The organism is Ruegeria sp. CJ9 (genome assembly GCF_056536625.1).
This window is the reverse complement of sequence record NZ_JBQFPY010000001.1, coordinates 235,821-252,155: the sequence shown is the minus strand read 5'-3', so window position 1 is coordinate 252,155 and position 16,335 is coordinate 235,821. Positions and strand designations below refer to the sequence as shown.

Sequence of the window (16,335 nt, the reverse complement as noted above, 5' to 3'; positions counted from 1 at the left end):
CATAGCTGTAAAAAAACAAATGTTATGCAATTAGCAAGTAAAAAACAATTTTTGGCAGATTAGATAGGGCAAGTATTAGCCGAGGAATGTGCATGTCGGACTCGCAATCAAAAATCCAAATTGTTGGTCGGCCCTATGTTCTTGTCGCCCCAAATGGCGCGCGGCGTGGGGCGTCGGATCACCCGGAATTGCCGGTATCCACTGATCAGATTATCCAGACCGCACGCGCCTGTTTTGCGGCGGGCGCGAACGGATTGCATCTGCATATCAGGGATGCGGAGGGGCAGCATTCTCTGGACGCTGGTCAATACCGGGAAACGATGGCCGCGCTGCGTCAGAGTGTACCCGGGCTGGACCTGCAAATCACGACCGAGGCCGCAGGCGTGTTCGATGTGGTCGCCCAGTTTGCGTGTCTGGAGCAGGTGTGCCCGGATTGGGCGTCGATTTCCATACGGGAGATTGCGCGCTCGCCTGAATTGGCCGATCGGGTTTACGGCCTGTGTGCCGCGCAGGGGACGCGGGTGCAGCATATTCTGTACGATGCTGACGATGCCGATTTGCTGGCGCAATGGCAAAAGGCCGGAATTGTGCGTGAAAATCAGGCGGAGTGTATTTTTGTTCTGGGGCGCTATACGGCCGGCCAGCAATCTACCCCGCAGGACCTGGACAGATTTCCCAAAGGGTCGTCGCTATGGATGGTGTGTGCCTTTGGCGCGCATGAACATGCCTGTCTGGCATACGCTGCTGGGCAGGGCGGGGACGTTCGCGTCGGGTTTGAAAACAGCCTGACGGATGAGAGCGGGACCCTGTGGCAAGACAATGCCGCGTCGGTGTCGGCGCTTGTTGACAAGCTGGAAAGGGCAGTCAAATGAGTCACGTATTTCCACGCCATACAAAATCAGAGCTGCCGATCGCGGCTGGTGGGGACGGGTGTTACCTGATTGATGCGCAGGGCCGCCGCTATCTGGATTGTGGTGATGCTGCGGTGTCGTGTCTGGGGCATTCCAACCCATCCGTCATCGGGGCAGTGCAGGAACAGGTCGAGCAGATCGCCTTTGCGCATACCGGGTTCATGACCTCGGAACCGGCCGAAACGTTGGCGGATTTGCTGGTCGAGCATGCTCCGGGTGACTTGGACCGGGTGTATTTCGTGTCGGGTGGATCCGAGGCGACCGAGGCTGCGATCAAGCTGGCGCGGCAGTACTATTTGGAAATTGGCCAGCCTGAGCGGCGACATGTAATTGCCAGGCGGCAGAGCTATCACGGGAACACTCTGGGGGCTTTGTCAGCCGGAGGCAACGCGTGGCGGCGGGCGCAGTTCGCACCGATGCTGATCGAGATGACTCATATCGCGCCCTGCTATGAATACGCGGAGAAACCCGACGGCGAGAGCAGCTTTGACTACGGTCAGCGCGTGGCCAATGAGCTTGAAGCCGAGATCCTGCGGCTGGGTCCTGATACCGTGATGGCGTTCATGGCCGAGCCGGTTGTTGGCGCAACCTTGGGCGCGGTGCCAGCGGTTGAAGGGTATTTCAAACGCATCCGCGAAATCTGCGACCAGTATGGTGTGTTGTTGATCCTGGATGAGGTGATGTGCGGCATGGGTCGGACCGGGCATCTGTTTGCCTGTGATCACGATGGGGTTGCCCCGGATATTCTATGCATCGCCAAAGGGTTGGGCGCTGGATACCAACCCATCGGTGCGATGATGTGTACCGCACAGATTTTTGATGCGATCCGCAATGGGTCTGGTTTTTTTCAGCACGGCCACACCTATATCGGCCATCCGGTCGCGACAGCGGCAGCCCTGGCAGTTGTCCGCGAAATGACACAACGCGATCTGCCTGCTCGGGTGGCGGTCATGGGTCAAAGGGTCCAATCCAAACTTGAGGCTGCTTTGGGCCAGCATCCGAATGTCGGAGATATTCGGGGTCGGGGAATGTTCCGGGGCATTGAACTGGTGGCGGATCGTGACACCAAGGCACCGCTTGACCCCGCGCTTGGGGTGGCTGGCAAGATCAAAAAGGCCGCGCTGGCCGAAGGCCTGATCTGCTATCCCATGTCTGGCACACGCGATGGGCAACTGGGGGATCACATCCTGTTGGCACCGCCCTTCATCATCGAAGACGCGCAGATTGATGAGATGGTCAGCAAGCTGAGCAAGGCTATTGCGTCCGTGATCTAGCGGTATGGGACAGCGCGCTTGAAATGAAAAAAGCCCCCTTATGAAAAGGGGGCTTTGATCATTCATTCTGTCAGAACTTTATTTCTGCGGCAGAGGCCCGATCATCATGATCATCTGACGGCCCTCCATTTTGGGCATGTTTTCGATCTTGCCCAGATCCTTGACGTCTTCGGCCACGCGTTCCAACAACTCACGGCCCAGGTTCTGGTGCGCCATCTCACGACCACGGAAACGCAGGGTGACTTTGACCTTGTCGCCGTTTTCAAGAAACTTGAACACGTTGCGCATTTTCACATCATAATCATGCGTGTCGGTGTTGGGTCGGAATTTGACCTCTTTCACCTCGATGATTTTTTGCTTTTTGCGTGCTTCGCTTTCGCGTTTCTGCTGTTCGTACTTGAACTTGCCGAAATCCATGATCTTGCAGACAGGCGGGTTCGCATTGGGCGAGATTTCAACCAAATCAAGTCCGACATCGGCGGCCATTTGCATTGCTTTGGCGGGATGAACCACCCCGACGTTTTCACCTTCGGCGCCAATCAGGCGAATTTCGGGGGCACGGATCTTATCATTGACGCGCGGGCCGGTGTCTCGCTGCGGCGGCGCGTTGTGAGGTCTGCGAGCTATTGGTTCATTCCTTTGATGATTGCAGAATTTCGAGCCCGAAATTTAGACTGCTGCGCGGCCCGTTTCAAGCGCCATCCGCGCGGAAATGGCTGAAATTCACAGGTTTGCAGCGGGTTTATGCGCGAGCCACGGTAATTCCAGCGGCCCGCGACAGAAGATCAGCCCACAAAGGCCTTTTCGATCACGAATTCCTTGGGTTCGGAATTGGCGCCTTCGCGCAGGCCGAACTCTTCCAGGATCGCCTTGATGTCCAGGTTGAAGGCCAGCGAACCGCAGACCATGGCACGGTCGGTGTCAGGGTTGATGCCGCCTTCGATGCCCAGATCGGAAAACACGGTCCCGTCCTTCAGCAGGTTGGTGATGCGGCCCATCTTGGGGCTCTCTTCGCGGGTCGTGGTGGGGTAATAGCGAATCTTGTCGGCAAAGCCTTCACCCATCAATTCGGCCAGCATCTCGTCCTGACGGATGCTGTCAATCAGTTGACGGCCGTATTCCAGTTCCGCCACTTCGCGGCAGGTGTGTGTAATGATGACCTCGTCATAATCCTCATAGGTCTGCGGCTCGCGCAGCAACGAGGCGAAGGGCGCAAAGCCGGTGCCAGTGGCGAAGAACCACAGGCGTTTGCCAGGCAGCAGGGCGTCATGGACCAGCGTGCCAACGGGTTTGGGCCGCAGGATGATCTGGTCACCCGGTTTGATGTGCTGCAGTTTCGAAGTCAGCGGGCCGTCCTGCACCTTGATCGAGTAGAACTCCAACTCTTCGTCCCAAGATGGCGAGGCGATGGAATATGCGCGCAACAGCGGCTTGCCGTTGTCGCCCAACAGGCCGATCATAACGAACTCACCCGAGCGGAACCGCAGCGAGGCAGGGCGCGACACCTTGAACGAGAACAGGCTGTCGGTCCAGTGTTTGACGTCGGTTACGGTCTGGGCGTCCGGCAGAACGGGGGCCTTCACGGCGGTTGCTTCGGTCACGGGCTTCATCTCTGTCATGGTTTCACTGTCGGTCAGCGTGACCGGCATCTCCGTTTAAACGTTGTTTCAAGGCAGGAAAAGGGGACAGTTTGCCCCCTTTAGTCACAAGCTGGCGATTGCGATCTCAGCCGCGCAGGCGGTCCTGATAGTGGTGATCTTTCCAGTTAGCGCGGGCCAGCCACTGATCTTCCGTCTGGCGGTTGGCAAGCGCGTGATCAATCTCGACCTCGTCAAAGCCACTGCGGCGGGCCATCGCATATTGGTCGGCCAGCACATGGCCCTTGGCACGCAAGCGCCCGGTGTAGCCCTTCAGGCGCAGGACGCGAGCAATGGTGAAGCCGCGACCATCGGCCGAGGATGGAAAATCCACACGCACCATTTTGGCGTTGCCTAGGCGGTCAAACAACTCATCCGGGTCCGTATCCGAGGCCACGTCAAGTGCGACCACGTCATTGGCCGCATCTTCCAGTGTGACAAAGCCATCGGTCCAGTCATCGGGGGCGAACCCCGTATCCGTTACGATTACGTTCATGTTTTCTCTCCTGCGCGCACCATCTTACCATCGACAAAATGGATGCCGCATTCTTCCTTGTTCTGATCGCGCCAACGTCCGGCGCGGGGATCTTCGCCCTCTTTGACCGGCGAGGTGCAGGGCGCACAACCGATCGAAGGGTATCCTTTGGCCACCAGCGGATGCCGGGGCAGGTTGTTCTCTTCCATATAGGCGCGCACATCTTCGGGCGCCCAATGGGCCAGCGGGTTGACCTTGATCCGACCGGTTCCGTCCTCGACCTCAAAGAAATCCAGGGCGGACCGCGAGCCGGACTGGAACCGTTTGCGCCCGGTAATCCAGCCGTCGAATCCCGCCAGTGCCTTTTGCAGCGGGAAGGTCTTGCGCAGGTTGCAGCACGCATCCATGTCGTTCAGCCGCAAAGCACCGTATGGGTCGTCACGCTCAAGGTCTTCGTCCTCGGCCCGAATGATGCGGACATTCGACAGGCCCAAACGCTCGCTCACCTCCTGCTGGTATTCCAGCGTTTCGGTAAACAGCATTTGCGTATCCACAAACAAAACCGGTGTGGCCTTGTTCACCACAGCCGCCATATGCAGCAGCACAACCGATTCAGCCCCAAAGCTTGAGACCAGAGCAAGCTCGTCGATCTCTTCAATCGCGCCGTGCATCACATCATGAGCGCTGTGATGGCGGAACTGGGCGTTCAGTGCTTCGACCTGTTCGGTCAGTTCAGCACGATCTTTACCCAGTTCCGTCTGGATTAGGTCAAGCGGCATTGGCCTGCGCCTCGGGGTAGAGGGCAGCCTTGAATGGTGCCATGCCTACCCGGCGATAGGTTTGCAGGAATTCTTCCTCTGCGCTTTCGCGTTGCTCAAGATACGTGTCAACGATGCGTTCCACGGCAGGCACGATTTCGTCATAGGCAAAGCCGGGACCCGTGCGATCGCCGATGGCCGCGTTCTCGGTGCCGTCACCACCCAGAGTGATCTGGTAGTTTTCGACGCCTGCACGGTCTAGACCCAGAATACCGATATGACCAACGTGGTGGTGACCACAGGCGTTGATGCAGCCCGAGATCTTGATCTTCAGGTGGCCGATATCATGCTCAAGCTTGAGGTCATCAAAGCGAGTCGCGATTTCCTGGGCAACAGGGATTGAGCGCGCTGTCGCCAGGGCGCAGTAGTCCATGCCAGGGCAGGCGATGATGTCGCTGATCAGGCCGATGTTGGCGGTCGCCAGCTCGTACTCTTTCAGCTTCGCGTGGATCGCGGGCAGGTCCGACTTGTGGACGTGCGGCAGGATCACGTTCTGCTCATGGCTGATGCGCAGTTCGTCATAGGCGAACTCTTCGGCCAGATCGGCCATTACGCGCATTTGCTCGGCAGTTGCATCGCCCGGCGTCTGGCCGTGCTTTTTGATCGAGATCGTGACGATCGCATGGTCTGCGTTCTTGTGTGGCGCGATGTTGGTGTCGACCCACGACCGAAAAACCGGATCATTGGTGTAGGCACTCTCGAACGAGGCAACCGAACCTTCACGGAAGGCCGGAGGCGCAAAGTGGCCTTTGATTTCTTCCAGCAGGTTCATATCCGCGCCTTTGAACTGCGGGCGAACCTTCAGGAAGCGTTCGTTCACCTTGGCGCGGATGGCGTCGATACCATGCTCATGCACGGTGATTTTGATGCGCGCCTTGTACTTGTTGTCGCGGCGACCGATCTGGTTCCACACAGAAACGGTGGCTTCGAGATACGCCAACAGGTCGTCAAAGGCGACGAATTCGGATAGTTCCTTGCCAATCATCGGCGTGCGGCCCAGACCACCACCCACGATAACGCGAGCACCCAGAACGCCGTCACGCTCGATCAGTTGCAGGCCAATGTCATGCGCCTTGATCACGGCGCGGTCCTCTTCCGAGCCGGTGATGGCAATCTTGAACTTACGCGGCATGAACTGGAATTCCGGGTGGTCGGTGGACCACTGGCGCAGAAGTTCGGCATAGGGGCGTGGATCGGCGACCTCATCAGCCGCGGCGCCGGCAAAATGGTCGGCTGTCACGTTGCGGATGGTGTTGCCCGAGGTCTGGATGGCATGCATGCCAACCTCGGCCAGCGCGTCCAGCATATCCGGAACGTCGTTCAGTTTCGGCCAGTTGTACTGAATGTTCTGGCGGGTGGTGAAATGGCCATAGCCCTTGTCCCATTTCTCGGCCAGCAGAGCCAGCTGGCGCATTTGCGCACTGGACAGCGTGCCGTAAGGGATCGCGACGCGCAGCATATAGGCGTGCAACTGCAGATACAGGCCGTTCATCAGGCGCAAGGGCTTGAATTCATCTTCGGTCAGCGAACCGTCAATGCGGCGCTCGACCTGGGCGCGGAACTGTGCGTTACGCTCTGCCAGAAAATCGTGGTCAAATTCGGAGTAGCGATACATGTCTAGCTGTCCTTAGTTGCAGCCCCGATACCAAGGGGCCTTGAAGGGGAGAGATTAGGCCAGAGGTCAGGCCCGGGGCTGCGTTGCTGTTTCCTGCTTGCCGTGGGCATAGTTTGACGGGCCGGTACGGCGGAAATCCTCGCGGAAATGGGTGGGTTCGGGGCCGGTTGCGCCAGCGACGGCATCCGCCAGATAGGCACCGACAATCTTGTTGGCCTGGCGTTGGGCATCCAGCAAGCGAACCTGCGCATGTGCTTCGTCAGTGATCAGTTCCGCTTCGCGCAGATCACGCGACCAGCGGTCGTCCTCGGTCAGGTAAATGACGTCACCTTCCAACAGATCGTTGGCGGTCACTACTTTGGGGGTAAAAGCGCGGGCCATCAGGCGTGCTCCTTCTTGAATTCGGTCAGGGCCTGGGCCGCTTGGCGCGGGGCGAGGCCATAAAAGGTCAGGGCGGGGCCGTCCATTTCAGCGGCGGCCAGGTCATTGGGCAGTTGGTCCAGATTGGTGGCCAGAATGCGTTGATCGGGGCGCGAGGCATTTTCGACCAGCGTCACCGGCGTGTCCCGGTCGGCACCGTGCATGATCAGGCGGCCCTGAATGAAGCGGGCGGATTTCTTACCCATATAGATCGCCGCAACGGAACCAGCACGTGCCAGCGCCGTCCAGTCGTGATCGGCAAATCCTTTCATGTCATGGCCGGTCAGGATGCGCACGGACGAGTTGCGGCCACGGCGAGTCAGGCTTTGACCAATCCCGGCGACGGCTGCCGACGCAGCAGTGATGCCAGGCACGATTTGCCAGGTGATGCCTGCGGCCTGAACCGCTTCGATCTCTTCATCCAGGCGCCCGAAAACGGTCGGATCGCCAGACTTCAACCGTACCACGCGCTGACCTTTCAGAGCGTAATCCACAAGCAGGGCATCAATGTCTTCCTGCTTCCATGACGAACCAAACCCGGCCTTGCCGACATCGACCAGAACAGCGGTCTTTCCAGCCAGTTCCAGAACCTCGGCGCTGATCAGGCGGTCATGCAGTACGACGTCAGCGCGCGCGAAGGCTTTCAGCGCCTTGAGCGTCAGCAATTCCGGATCGCCCGGACCTGCGCCGACAAAGTCGACGTGCCCTGTGCCATCATATGAATGCGTAAACTGCATGTTCTGTTCCGCTTGGTTTGACTTGACCTGCAATATAGGAAATATTCCCGGTAATGCGCCATATGGGCGACCAAATAAGGACAAATGTTCTTCTGGCATCGCCAATTGGGACGCTGGTTTCGAAACAAAGGGAAAATTGGAATGTCGGTGCGGATAGATGACACGGATCGGAAAATTTTGGCCGAGCTACAGCGCGATGCCAGCCAATCGCTGGATGAAATAGCTGCCCGTGTCGGTAGCTCCAAGACCCCCGTCTGGAATCGAATCCGCAAGCTGAAAGGGGCCGGAGTCATCGGTCAGCAGACCGTTTTGCTGGACGCCGAAGCGCTGGGGTTTGAGGCCACATTCTTCGTTCTGATCCGAACCTCTGAACATGAGGCAGAATGGCAGCGCAAGTTCCTCAAGGCCCTGCGTGACCGGCCCGAAGTGCAAGAGGCACACCGACTGGCCGGTGACATTGATTATATCTTGAAGGTGCGGGTCAAAAACGCGCGGGCCTATGACGTCTTCTATCAGACCCTAATTTCCGAGGTGCGCGTGCATAACGTGACCGCCTTGCTGTCGATGGAAGAGATCAAATCCACCACAATGCTGCCGCTGAATGCGCTGATCGAAAGCTAAAGCCGCTTAGAGCTGAACCATCAACCGGGTCAGCCCGTGGAAGTGATAGGTATTCGAATAACCCGGTTCGTCGACCAAGCGCAACTCTGGGCATCGGTCGAACAACGCTTGTAACGCAATTCGCATCTCTAACCGGGCCAGCGGGGCACCGACGCAGAAATGCAAACCGCCACCGAAACTGGTATTGGTGACAATCGGGCGCGAGGGGTCAAAGCGCCCCGGATCGCTCCAGATCAAAGGGTCACGGTTTGCGGCACCCAGTAGCAGGGCAACCTCTTCTCCACGTTTGAAGTCGTGGCCGAAAACCTCAACATCTTCATACGCATAGCGCGTGAACATATGAAGGGGCGGATCGTAACGCAGGATTTCCTCGACCAACCTGTCCGGATCACAAGTTCGGGGATCAAATCCTAGTTGCAGAACCGTTTTCACACCGTTGCCCAATGAATGAACCGTCGCCTCATGCCCCGCATTCAGCAGCAATATGCAGGTGGCGACCAGTTCATCGTGCGAAAGCTGTTCACCCTCTTCCTCGGCCGCGATCAAGCGGGTGATCAGATCGTCCTGGGGATCGGTCCGGCGCTGTTCGATATAGTCAGTGAGGAAAAGTGTAAAATCACGCGCGGCGTCTGTGGCTTTGTCCTCGGTCTGGCGTGTCCGGCTGGCCTGATACATTGCCACCATGGCATGCGACCATCGTAACAGATCCGGCGACATTTCTTCGGGTACACCCAGAAGACGGCAGATGGTGATCACGGGAACCTGCGTGCAAAACGCGTCCAGCAGGTTGAAAGGCGTGCCGGGGAATTGGTCGATCAAGCTGTGGCTGAGGTCTTGGATGGAAGGTTCCAACGCGACAATCGCACGCGACGTAAAGGCGCGCATGACCAGCGCGCGCAGCCGCGTGTGGCGGGGTGGTTCAGCCTCAAGCAGGGAATGCGCCTCGGTCATCAACCAGGGCGCCAAGTGGTCGGGCCCAGGGCGTTGCAGTTCGGTGGGAACCTCCCGACCAAAGCGGCGATCTTTCAGGAAGGCCTGTACAGCCCGGTGCGAAACTGCTGCGACCTTCTGGTAATCCTCCCAATATACAAGGTCCCCATGCGCACGAACGGCGTCATAGAACTGATAGGGGTTTTGAACAAAATCCGGTTCGACCGGGGATTGGAACACCGTCTTCATGCTCGGCAGACTTGCCATGTGGTCCGTCGAATGCAAGACCCTAAGTCATGCAAAGGGTTTGGTTGATCTTGGGTTTTCTGTGTGTCGTCGGGCTGTTGTCCGCCGGGGTTTGGTCTTATGGGTATCGGCAGGCGCTGTCGCAGCTGAGTGAAAAGGCCGAAGCGGATCTCGAATTGGCTGCAGATCGGCTCAGTACTCAGTTGCAGGTGTATCAGGAGCTGGCCGTTCTAATGTCAGGGCACCCTGAATTGCGCAACCTGAACAATCCTGTGGATTTGGCTGTTGCCCGTGCCTTGTTGCTGGAGGTTGCTGACAAAACTGCGGCTGTCGATGTTTTGTATGCTGATGCTTCGGGGCGCGTATTGGCGGCAGCGCATGACGTTGTAGGCGGCAATGTTTCGGGTCAACCTGCGTTCGAACGTGCGATGCAAGGCGCATTGGGCAGTTCCCACGGCGTCCTGCCCAAGATGGGAAGCCGGATTTTCACCTACGCTGCGCCGGACTTTGCACCGAATGGTAAGGTCTTAGGCGCTTTGATCGTCATCGCCGATGTCGAGGGTATCGAGCAGACCTGGCGCGGTAGCACCGAAGCCGTATACTTTGTTGATCGCACCGGCTTGGTGTTCATTTCCAACCGATCTGAATTGTTGTTTTGGCAACGCACAGAGGGGCAATTGGGATTGATCCCTCCGAGCGGTGAAAGGGTTGTGTTTTCCGAAACCCGCCTTGGTTCGTTCGAGTTATGGCAGCTAGGGTGGGGGCCATACTTGCCGCAGCGCGCCTTACATCTCAGTCGGGATTTGCCGGTGATCGGTATGACGGGCGAAGTGGTCATGGATGTGGCCCCCGCACGGCGTCTGGCCGGTTTGCAGGCGGCTACAGTTGCGGCGATCTGCCTGGCCTTTGGCGCCCTGCTTTTTCTGGCGACCGAGCGCAGGCGTACCCTGGCCGAGGCCAATTCGGAACTTGAGATTCGCGTCGCCGAGCGCACCCATGCTCTGACGGCGGTCAACACTGCTTTGCGCCGCGAGGTTCACGAGCGGCAAGAGGCTGAGGCCGCGTTGAAACACGCGCAGGAAGAGCTTATTCAGGCCGGCAAACTGAGCGCCCTGGGTCAGATGTCGGCGGGCATCAGTCATGAATTGAATCAGCCTCTGATGGCAATCCGGCAATTTGCTGACAATGGGGCTGCGTTCCTGTCGCGAGGCCGCGCAGAAAAGGCTGGCGAAAACCTGACACGCATTTCTGATATGGCCGCCCGGATGGCGCGGATCATCAAAAACCTGCGCGCTTTTGCCCGCAATGAAAGTGAGCCAATGGGCAAGGTCGATCTGGTGCAGGTGATTGACACGGCTGTGGAGCTGACCGAAGCGCGCCTGCGTGCCGAGAGCGTCACGATGGAATGGCATGCCCCAGAAACACCGGTATATGCGTGGGGCGGGGAAGTGCGGCTGGTTCAGGTCTTTGTAAACCTGATCAACAACGCCGCAGACGCGATGAGCCAGCAGGATGATCGGCTTATTCGAATTGCAATCAACAACGGAAAGAAGCTGTCTGTTACTGTGCGAGATATCGGGCCCGGCATTGAAAACACGGAAAAACTGTTCGAGCCGTTCTACTCGACAAAGGCTGTTGGTTCGTCCGAAGGGATGGGTCTTGGCCTTTCGATCTCGTATGGTCTGGTACAGAGTTTTGGCGGTAACATTCGGGGGTCCAACGCCGGAACAGGTGCGATGTTTACGGTCGAGCTTGAATATTACCGGGAAGATAAAGTGGCATGACGCGCAAGGTTCTATTGGTCGATGATGACGCCGCCGTTCGCGAGGCATTGGCGCAGACGCTGGAATTAGCAGAATACCATCCGGTCACGGCGGGGTCGTTTGTGGCGGCCAAGGACCACATTCGTGATGATTTTCCGGGTGTGATCGTGTCGGATATCCGCATGCCGGGGCGGGACGGGTTTCACCTTTTGAACTACGCGAATGAAGTCGACCCGGAACTGCCGGTTGTTCTTTTGACAGGCGAAGGGGATATTCCCATGGCAGTGCGGGCCATGGGACAGGGCGCTTTCGATTTTCTGGAAAAACCCTGTGCGGCTGCGGACCTGCTTGAGGTATTGAATAAGGCTTTTGCTGCTCGCGCTCTGGTTTTGGAACGGCGAGCCTTGAAGAACGAACTGATGCGCGGAGATCCGGCCGCGCGGTTGCTGTTCGGTCTATCCGCACAGGCCGAAGCGTTGAGAGAGCGTGTTCGGACCGTCGCCCCCACCGGGGCCGAAGTTTTGGTTACCGGGCCCGCAGGCAGCGGGATTTCGAAAGTGGCCGAGGTCGTTCATCTGATGTCGCCGCAGGTTCATGGCTCGTTCGTGAAACAGCCGTCATCGGGTTTGACGCCTGAGGCGCTGATCCAGGTCTGCGAAGATGCCGCGGGGGGATCACTGTTTTTGGATGAGATTTCAGCTATGCCAGAGGCCACTCAGTATGCCGCGCTGGAGTTGGTCGAGCAGGGCGTGGGTGCGCGTATTTTGGCGGGCACAACGGCTGATTTGGCCGCACTGTCTGCTGAGGGGCGGTTTCATGCGGACCTGTTCTATCGCTTGGATGTGATGCGCGTGCGCATTCCGTCTTTGGCGGAACGGCCTGAGGATATACCGGTGATCTTTCGCCACTATGTGGCTCAGGCCGCCGAACAGTCGGGCATTGCGGAACCCGAGATAACATCGGATCACCTCGCCACGCTCATGGTCAGAGAATGGCCTGGGAACGCGCGATCCTTGATGTCTGCGGCGATGCGATTTGTTCTGGGGATGCCCGAAGAGGTTTCACAAGCCGTCGACTTGGGGCTGAGCGAACAGATGGCGCGGGTTGAGAGGTCATTGCTGATTGCAGCGCTGGGGCGGCACAACGGCAAGGCATCAGAGGCGGCAAAGGCGCTGAAGCTGCCGCGCAAAACCTTCTATGACAAACTGGCCAGATATCAGATTCGCCCAGAGGATTACCGCAGGTAGTCGCAGGTTCTCCCGCCCCCTTTGACCGCATTATCATGCGGTTAAAGGCGTTGGGCAGTGCAGCCCGCTGGTGCGGGCTGCGGTTGGATCAAGCCAAGAGAGACCTGATTCTTTCGAAGTGATTCGAGAGAAGTGCGAGAATCCGCACAACGATCGTCAAGCGTGTGCGGATTTTCACACAGCGGGTCATGTTGCGTAATAGGTTAATTGAAAGTTCACCATTTAACAGACTAATTTAAAAGGGAAAAAATTCGAATGTGGCGCATTGTAACAAATCGTTGAGCCGTACCTGCTGATTCAGTTCACTTCCCGGCATCCGGCGCTGATCAAGCGCCAATTGGAGTATCTAGGAAGTCCGGGAGGAAAAGGCTGATGAAATTTCTGACAACCGCTGCAACGGCGATTGCACTGTCCGCAATTGCCACGACTGGCATGGCGGCTTGCGACGATGGTGAAATCGTTGTGAAGTTTGCGCATGTGACGAACACTGATAAGCACCCCAAAGGCATCGCGGCATCGCTGCTGGAACAGCGCGTGAATGATGAGATGAACGGCGTGATGTGCGTTGAGGTCTATCCGAACTCAACACTTTATAACGACGACAAAGTGCTTGAGGCGATGCTGCAGGGCGACGTGCAATTGGCTGCTCCGTCGCTGTCGAAATTCGAGAAGTTCACTAAGCAGTTTCGCCTGTTTGACCTGCCGTTCATGTTCAAGAACATCGACGCTGTCGATGCATTCCAGGCCTCGGCGGAAGGTCAGGCAATGAAAGACAGCATGCAGCGCCGTGGCCTGCAAGGTCTGGCGTTCTGGCACAATGGCATGAAGCAGATGTCGGCCAACAAACCGCTGGTTGATCCGTCGGATGCGGATGGCCTGAAGTTCCGCGTGCAGTCCTCGGACGTGCTGGTTGCACAGATGGAGGCCATCGGCGGCAGCCCGCAGAAAATGGCTTTCTCGGAAGTGTACGGCGCGCTGCAACAGGGCGTTGTGGACGGGCAGGAAAACACCTGGTCGAACATCTATGGCAAGAAGTTCTTTGAGGTACAGGACGGCATCACCGAGACCAACCACGGCATTATCGACTATCTGGTCGTAACCTCGGTGGATTGGCTGGACAGCCTTGATCCAGAAGTGCGTGAACAGTTTCTGACCATTCTGGCAGAGGTTACCGAGACCCGGAACAAAGAAGCCTTTTCTGTGAACGAAGCGGCCAAAGCCTCGATCACCGACGCGGGTGGAATCATTCGTGATCTGAACCCCGAACAGCGTCAGGCCTGGGTCGATGCAATGAAACCGGTTTGGGACAAGTTCGCCGACGACGTGGGTCAGGACAAGATCGACGCTGCTCAGGCAATCAACGCCGGGTTCTGATCCTGGTTGAGGCCGCGCGTCAGGGGGCTGGGGAGTTGCTGACGCGCAGGCCGGGCGGGCCGACATAACAGGCCCGCCCGCTATTACTCTCATCACAAAAAATTTGCGGGGACTAAAGAGATGTCTGGTGCGAAATCCGGCCAAGGCGGGCTGGTCGACCATATCGAAGAAACCCTGATCGCGTTGTTGCTGGGCCTGATGACGGCCGTGACCTTTGCCAATGTGATCGCGCGGTTCGTGTTCAATTCCAACATTCTGTGGGCGCTTGAGCTGACGGTGTTCACCTTTGGCTGGCTGGTGCTGCTGGGGGCGTCATATGCGGTGAAAAAGCACGCGCATCTTGGTGTGGATGCCATCCTGAATATGCTGGCCCCGGCGCCACGTCGCGTTCTGGCGTTAGTTGCAGTGGGGTGCTGTCTGGTGTTTTCGCTGCTGATGCTCAAAGGCGCGTATGACTATTGGGCTGTATTCGCTGATCTGCCGCCCACGTCGGGCCGTTGGTTCCCGACAGGTTTCAATTTCGACGCCCGTAGTCAGAGTTTCTACGAGGTCGACGATATCCCCATGGTCGCGCCGCTGCGATTCCTGGAAGCGATGATCAACTACGACGAGGCCTACGAGAAACTGCCTAAAGTCGTCCCGTATTTCATCCTACCGTTGTCGATGCTGCTGCTGGTGATCCGCTTTACGCAGGCCGCCATTCAGATCTGGCGGGGCGAGGCCGACCGCATTGTCGCCAGCCATGAGGTTGAGGACGAGATCGAAGAAGTGCGCGCTCAGCAAGGAGAGCATGACTGATGGACGTTGTATTCCTTTTCTCGATGGTCATCGGCCTGCTGCTGATCGGGGTTCCGATTGCGGTGGCTCTGGGCCTCAGCTCAACCCTGTTCCTGCTGATGTATTCCGACAGTTCGCTGGCTTCGGTGGCTGGCACGTTGTTCGAAGCGTTTGAGGGGCATTTCACACTGCTGGCGATCCCGTTCTTTATCCTCGCGTCATCATTCATGACGACGGGCGGTGTAGCGCGGCGGATCATCCGGTTTTCGATTGCCTGTGTGGGCCATTTGCCGGGCGGTCTTGCAATCGCGGGCGTGTTTGCCTGTATGTTGTTCGCGGCGCTGTCCGGATCGTCTCCAGCGACTGTTGTGGCCATCGGCTCGATTGTGATCGCAGGGATGCGCCAAGTGGGTTATTCCAAGGAATTTGCCGCCGGTGTGATCTGTAACGCGGGTACGCTGGGCATTCTGATCCCACCGTCAATCGTGATGGTCGTGTATGCCGCGGCCGTTGAAGTCTCGGTTGGGCGTATGTTCCTTGCCGGTGTTATTCCGGGCCTGATGGCCGGTCTGATGCTGATGATCACCATCTATGTCATGGCTAAGGTCAAGAACCTGCCGAAAGGTGAATGGAAAGGGTGGGGCGAGGTCTTTACCTCGGCACGCGAAGCCGGTTGGGGGCTGTTCCTGATCGTCATCATCCTTGGCGGGATCTATGGCGGTATCTTTACCCCAACCGAAGCTGCGGCTGTGGCTGCCGTCTATGCGTTCCTGATTGCTAGCTTTGTCTACAAGGATATGGGGCCACTTAGCACGGAAGAGGGTCAGGCGAACCTGTCGCTGATCAAGAAACCCTATGCACTGATCACGGCCTTCTTCCACCCTGACACCAAACACACCTTGTTTGAGGCCGGTAAGCTGACCGTCACGCTGCTGTTCGTCATTGCCAACGCGCTGATCCTGAAGCATGTGCTGACAGACGAACAGGTGCCACAGCACATCGCCAGCGCCATGCTCTCGGCTGGTCTGGGGCCGGTAACCTTCTTGATCGTGGTTAACGTGATCCTACTGATTGGCGGTCAGTTCATGGAGCCTTCGGGCCTACTGGTCATCGTTGCACCACTGGTCTTTCCGATTGCGATTGAGCTGGGCATCGACCCGATCCATCTGGGCATCATCATGGTGGTGAACATGGAGATCGGGATGATCACGCCCCCAGTCGGTTTGAACCTGTTCGTGACATCCGGCGTGGCGGGCATGCCGATGATGGGTGTGGTGAAGGCGGCGCTGCCGTTCCTGGCCGTCCTGTTCGTCTTCCTGATCATGGTGACGTATATCCCGTGGATATCGACCTTCCTGCCCAATACCTTCATGGGGCCGGAAATCATAACGAACTAGCGAAGAGAACCCTTCGTTCAGGCCGGGCAGCGCAATCTGCCCGGCCTTTTTCTTTGCCAGCCACTTGAAGTTGTGGCCAACCTTCCCACATCG

Annotated in this window: 16 protein-coding genes; 8 read left to right on the top strand and 8 right to left on the bottom strand. The window is 57.6% G+C overall.

Annotated features, from left to right (window positions below; all coding sequences use genetic code 11):
- The first annotated feature begins 92 nt into the window (after positions 1 to 92).
- Positions 93 to 872 carry a beta-keto acid cleavage family enzyme gene (locus ACR0AJ_RS01335; protein WP_480739880.1) on the top strand — a complete coding sequence of 260 codons (780 nt, stop codon included), beginning with the start codon at positions 93 to 95 and terminating at the stop codon, positions 870 to 872.
- On the top strand, positions 869 to 2,185 hold the full coding sequence (locus ACR0AJ_RS01330; protein ID WP_170348549.1) for an aspartate aminotransferase family protein: 1,317 nt from the start codon (positions 869 to 871) through the stop codon (positions 2,183 to 2,185). The genes ACR0AJ_RS01335 and ACR0AJ_RS01330 overlap by 4 nt, the downstream gene beginning before the upstream one ends.
- A gap of 78 nt (positions 2,186 to 2,263) precedes the next feature.
- Here the strand turns inward: ACR0AJ_RS01330 and infC are convergent, their stop codons facing one another.
- The 7 genes from infC to cobA form a co-directional block, all read right to left on the bottom strand.
- The gene (gene infC, locus ACR0AJ_RS01325) at positions 2,264 to 2,725 is read right to left on the bottom strand and encodes a translation initiation factor IF-3 (protein ID WP_238528775.1); all 462 of its coding nucleotides are present in this window, start codon (positions 2,723 to 2,725) and stop codon (positions 2,264 to 2,266) included.
- Between the two features lie 245 nt (positions 2,726 to 2,970).
- A complete protein-coding gene (locus ACR0AJ_RS01320) occupies positions 2,971 to 3,804 on the bottom strand; it encodes a ferredoxin--NADP reductase (protein WP_170349391.1) in 834 nt (277 codons plus the stop codon).
- Between the two features lie 106 nt (positions 3,805 to 3,910).
- The gene (locus ACR0AJ_RS01315) at positions 3,911 to 4,318 is read right to left on the bottom strand and encodes a DUF934 domain-containing protein (RefSeq protein WP_170348550.1); all 408 of its coding nucleotides are present in this window, start codon (positions 4,316 to 4,318) and stop codon (positions 3,911 to 3,913) included.
- Positions 4,315 to 5,076: a phosphoadenylyl-sulfate reductase gene (locus ACR0AJ_RS01310; protein WP_170348551.1), complete on the bottom strand. Its 762-nt coding sequence runs from the start codon at positions 5,074 to 5,076 to the stop codon at positions 4,315 to 4,317. Before ACR0AJ_RS01310 ends, ACR0AJ_RS01315 begins: the two co-directional genes overlap by 4 nt.
- On the bottom strand, positions 5,066 to 6,730 hold the full coding sequence (locus ACR0AJ_RS01305; RefSeq protein WP_170348552.1) for a nitrite/sulfite reductase: 1,665 nt from the start codon (positions 6,728 to 6,730) through the stop codon (positions 5,066 to 5,068). The genes ACR0AJ_RS01310 and ACR0AJ_RS01305 overlap by 11 nt, the downstream gene beginning before the upstream one ends.
- Before the next feature lie 66 nt (positions 6,731 to 6,796).
- Positions 6,797 to 7,111, bottom strand: a complete 315-nt coding sequence (locus ACR0AJ_RS01300) for a DUF2849 domain-containing protein (RefSeq protein ID WP_170348553.1) — start codon at positions 7,109 to 7,111, stop codon at positions 6,797 to 6,799.
- The gene (gene cobA / locus ACR0AJ_RS01295; protein WP_170548636.1) at positions 7,111 to 7,887 is read right to left on the bottom strand and encodes a uroporphyrinogen-III C-methyltransferase; all 777 of its coding nucleotides are present in this window, start codon (positions 7,885 to 7,887) and stop codon (positions 7,111 to 7,113) included. Before cobA ends, ACR0AJ_RS01300 begins: the two co-directional genes overlap by 1 nt.
- A 141-nt stretch (positions 7,888 to 8,028) precedes the next feature.
- On the opposite strand from cobA, the gene ACR0AJ_RS01290 reads away from it, so the two are divergent.
- Positions 8,029 to 8,508, top strand: coding sequence for an Lrp/AsnC family transcriptional regulator (locus ACR0AJ_RS01290; RefSeq protein ID WP_170348555.1), 480 nt, complete (start codon positions 8,029 to 8,031; stop codon positions 8,506 to 8,508).
- Between the two features lie 6 nt (positions 8,509 to 8,514).
- Here ACR0AJ_RS01290 and ACR0AJ_RS01285 read toward each other — a convergent pair whose 3' ends face one another.
- The gene (locus ACR0AJ_RS01285) at positions 8,515 to 9,687 is read right to left on the bottom strand and encodes a cytochrome P450 (RefSeq protein ID WP_480740295.1); all 1,173 of its coding nucleotides are present in this window, start codon (positions 9,685 to 9,687) and stop codon (positions 8,515 to 8,517) included.
- Positions 9,688 to 9,734: 47 nt separating this feature from the next.
- On the opposite strand from ACR0AJ_RS01285, the gene ACR0AJ_RS01280 reads away from it, so the two are divergent.
- The 5 genes from ACR0AJ_RS01280 (at position 9,735) to ACR0AJ_RS01260 (ending at position 16,242) form a co-directional block, all read left to right on the top strand.
- A complete protein-coding gene (locus ACR0AJ_RS01280; protein ID WP_480646537.1) occupies positions 9,735 to 11,468 on the top strand; it encodes a sensor histidine kinase in 1,734 nt (577 codons plus the stop codon).
- Positions 11,465 to 12,694: a sigma-54-dependent transcriptional regulator gene (locus tag ACR0AJ_RS01275; RefSeq protein ID WP_480646539.1), complete on the top strand. Its 1,230-nt coding sequence runs from the start codon at positions 11,465 to 11,467 to the stop codon at positions 12,692 to 12,694. The genes ACR0AJ_RS01280 and ACR0AJ_RS01275 overlap by 4 nt, the downstream gene beginning before the upstream one ends.
- 372 nt (positions 12,695 to 13,066) lie before the next feature.
- Positions 13,067 to 14,068 (top strand): DctP family TRAP transporter solute-binding subunit, encoded by a 1,002-nt coding sequence (locus tag ACR0AJ_RS01270; RefSeq protein WP_302476798.1) that lies wholly within the window; start codon positions 13,067 to 13,069, stop codon positions 14,066 to 14,068.
- Between the two features lie 120 nt (positions 14,069 to 14,188).
- Positions 14,189 to 14,866, top strand: coding sequence for a TRAP transporter small permease (locus ACR0AJ_RS01265; protein WP_170348558.1), 678 nt, complete (start codon positions 14,189 to 14,191; stop codon positions 14,864 to 14,866).
- The gene (locus tag ACR0AJ_RS01260) at positions 14,866 to 16,242 is read left to right on the top strand and encodes a TRAP transporter large permease (protein ID WP_170348559.1); all 1,377 of its coding nucleotides are present in this window, start codon (positions 14,866 to 14,868) and stop codon (positions 16,240 to 16,242) included. Before ACR0AJ_RS01265 ends, ACR0AJ_RS01260 begins: the two co-directional genes overlap by 1 nt.
- Positions 16,243 to 16,335: the final 93 nt, after the last annotated feature.

Coding starts and splice junctions, on each gene's coding strand:
- ACR0AJ_RS01335 (WP_480739880.1), top strand. CDS start 93: ATGTCGGACTCGCAATCAAAAATCCAAATTGTTGGTCGGCCCTATGTT.
- ACR0AJ_RS01330 (WP_170348549.1), top strand. CDS start 869: ATGAGTCACGTATTTCCACGCCATACAAAATCAGAGCTGCCGATCGCG.
- ACR0AJ_RS01320 (WP_170349391.1), bottom strand. CDS start 3,804: ATGACAGAGATGAAGCCCGTGACCGAAGCAACCGCCGTGAAGGCCCCC.
- ACR0AJ_RS01315 (WP_170348550.1), bottom strand. CDS start 4,318: ATGAACGTAATCGTAACGGATACGGGGTTCGCCCCCGATGACTGGACC.
- ACR0AJ_RS01310 (WP_170348551.1), bottom strand. CDS start 5,076: ATGCCGCTTGACCTAATCCAGACGGAACTGGGTAAAGATCGTGCTGAA.
- ACR0AJ_RS01305 (WP_170348552.1), bottom strand. CDS start 6,730: ATGTATCGCTACTCCGAATTTGACCACGATTTTCTGGCAGAGCGTAAC.
- ACR0AJ_RS01300 (WP_170348553.1), bottom strand. CDS start 7,111: ATGGCCCGCGCTTTTACCCCCAAAGTAGTGACCGCCAACGATCTGTTG.
- cobA (WP_170548636.1), bottom strand. CDS start 7,887: ATGCAGTTTACGCATTCATATGATGGCACAGGGCACGTCGACTTTGTC.
- ACR0AJ_RS01290 (WP_170348555.1), top strand. CDS start 8,029: ATGTCGGTGCGGATAGATGACACGGATCGGAAAATTTTGGCCGAGCTA.
- ACR0AJ_RS01285 (WP_480740295.1), bottom strand. CDS start 9,687: ATGAAGACGGTGTTCCAATCCCCGGTCGAACCGGATTTTGTTCAAAAC.
- ACR0AJ_RS01280 (WP_480646537.1), top strand. CDS start 9,735: ATGCAAAGGGTTTGGTTGATCTTGGGTTTTCTGTGTGTCGTCGGGCTG.
- ACR0AJ_RS01275 (WP_480646539.1), top strand. CDS start 11,465: ATGACGCGCAAGGTTCTATTGGTCGATGATGACGCCGCCGTTCGCGAG.
- ACR0AJ_RS01270 (WP_302476798.1), top strand. CDS start 13,067: ATGAAATTTCTGACAACCGCTGCAACGGCGATTGCACTGTCCGCAATT.
- ACR0AJ_RS01265 (WP_170348558.1), top strand. CDS start 14,189: ATGTCTGGTGCGAAATCCGGCCAAGGCGGGCTGGTCGACCATATCGAA.
- ACR0AJ_RS01260 (WP_170348559.1), top strand. CDS start 14,866: ATGGACGTTGTATTCCTTTTCTCGATGGTCATCGGCCTGCTGCTGATC.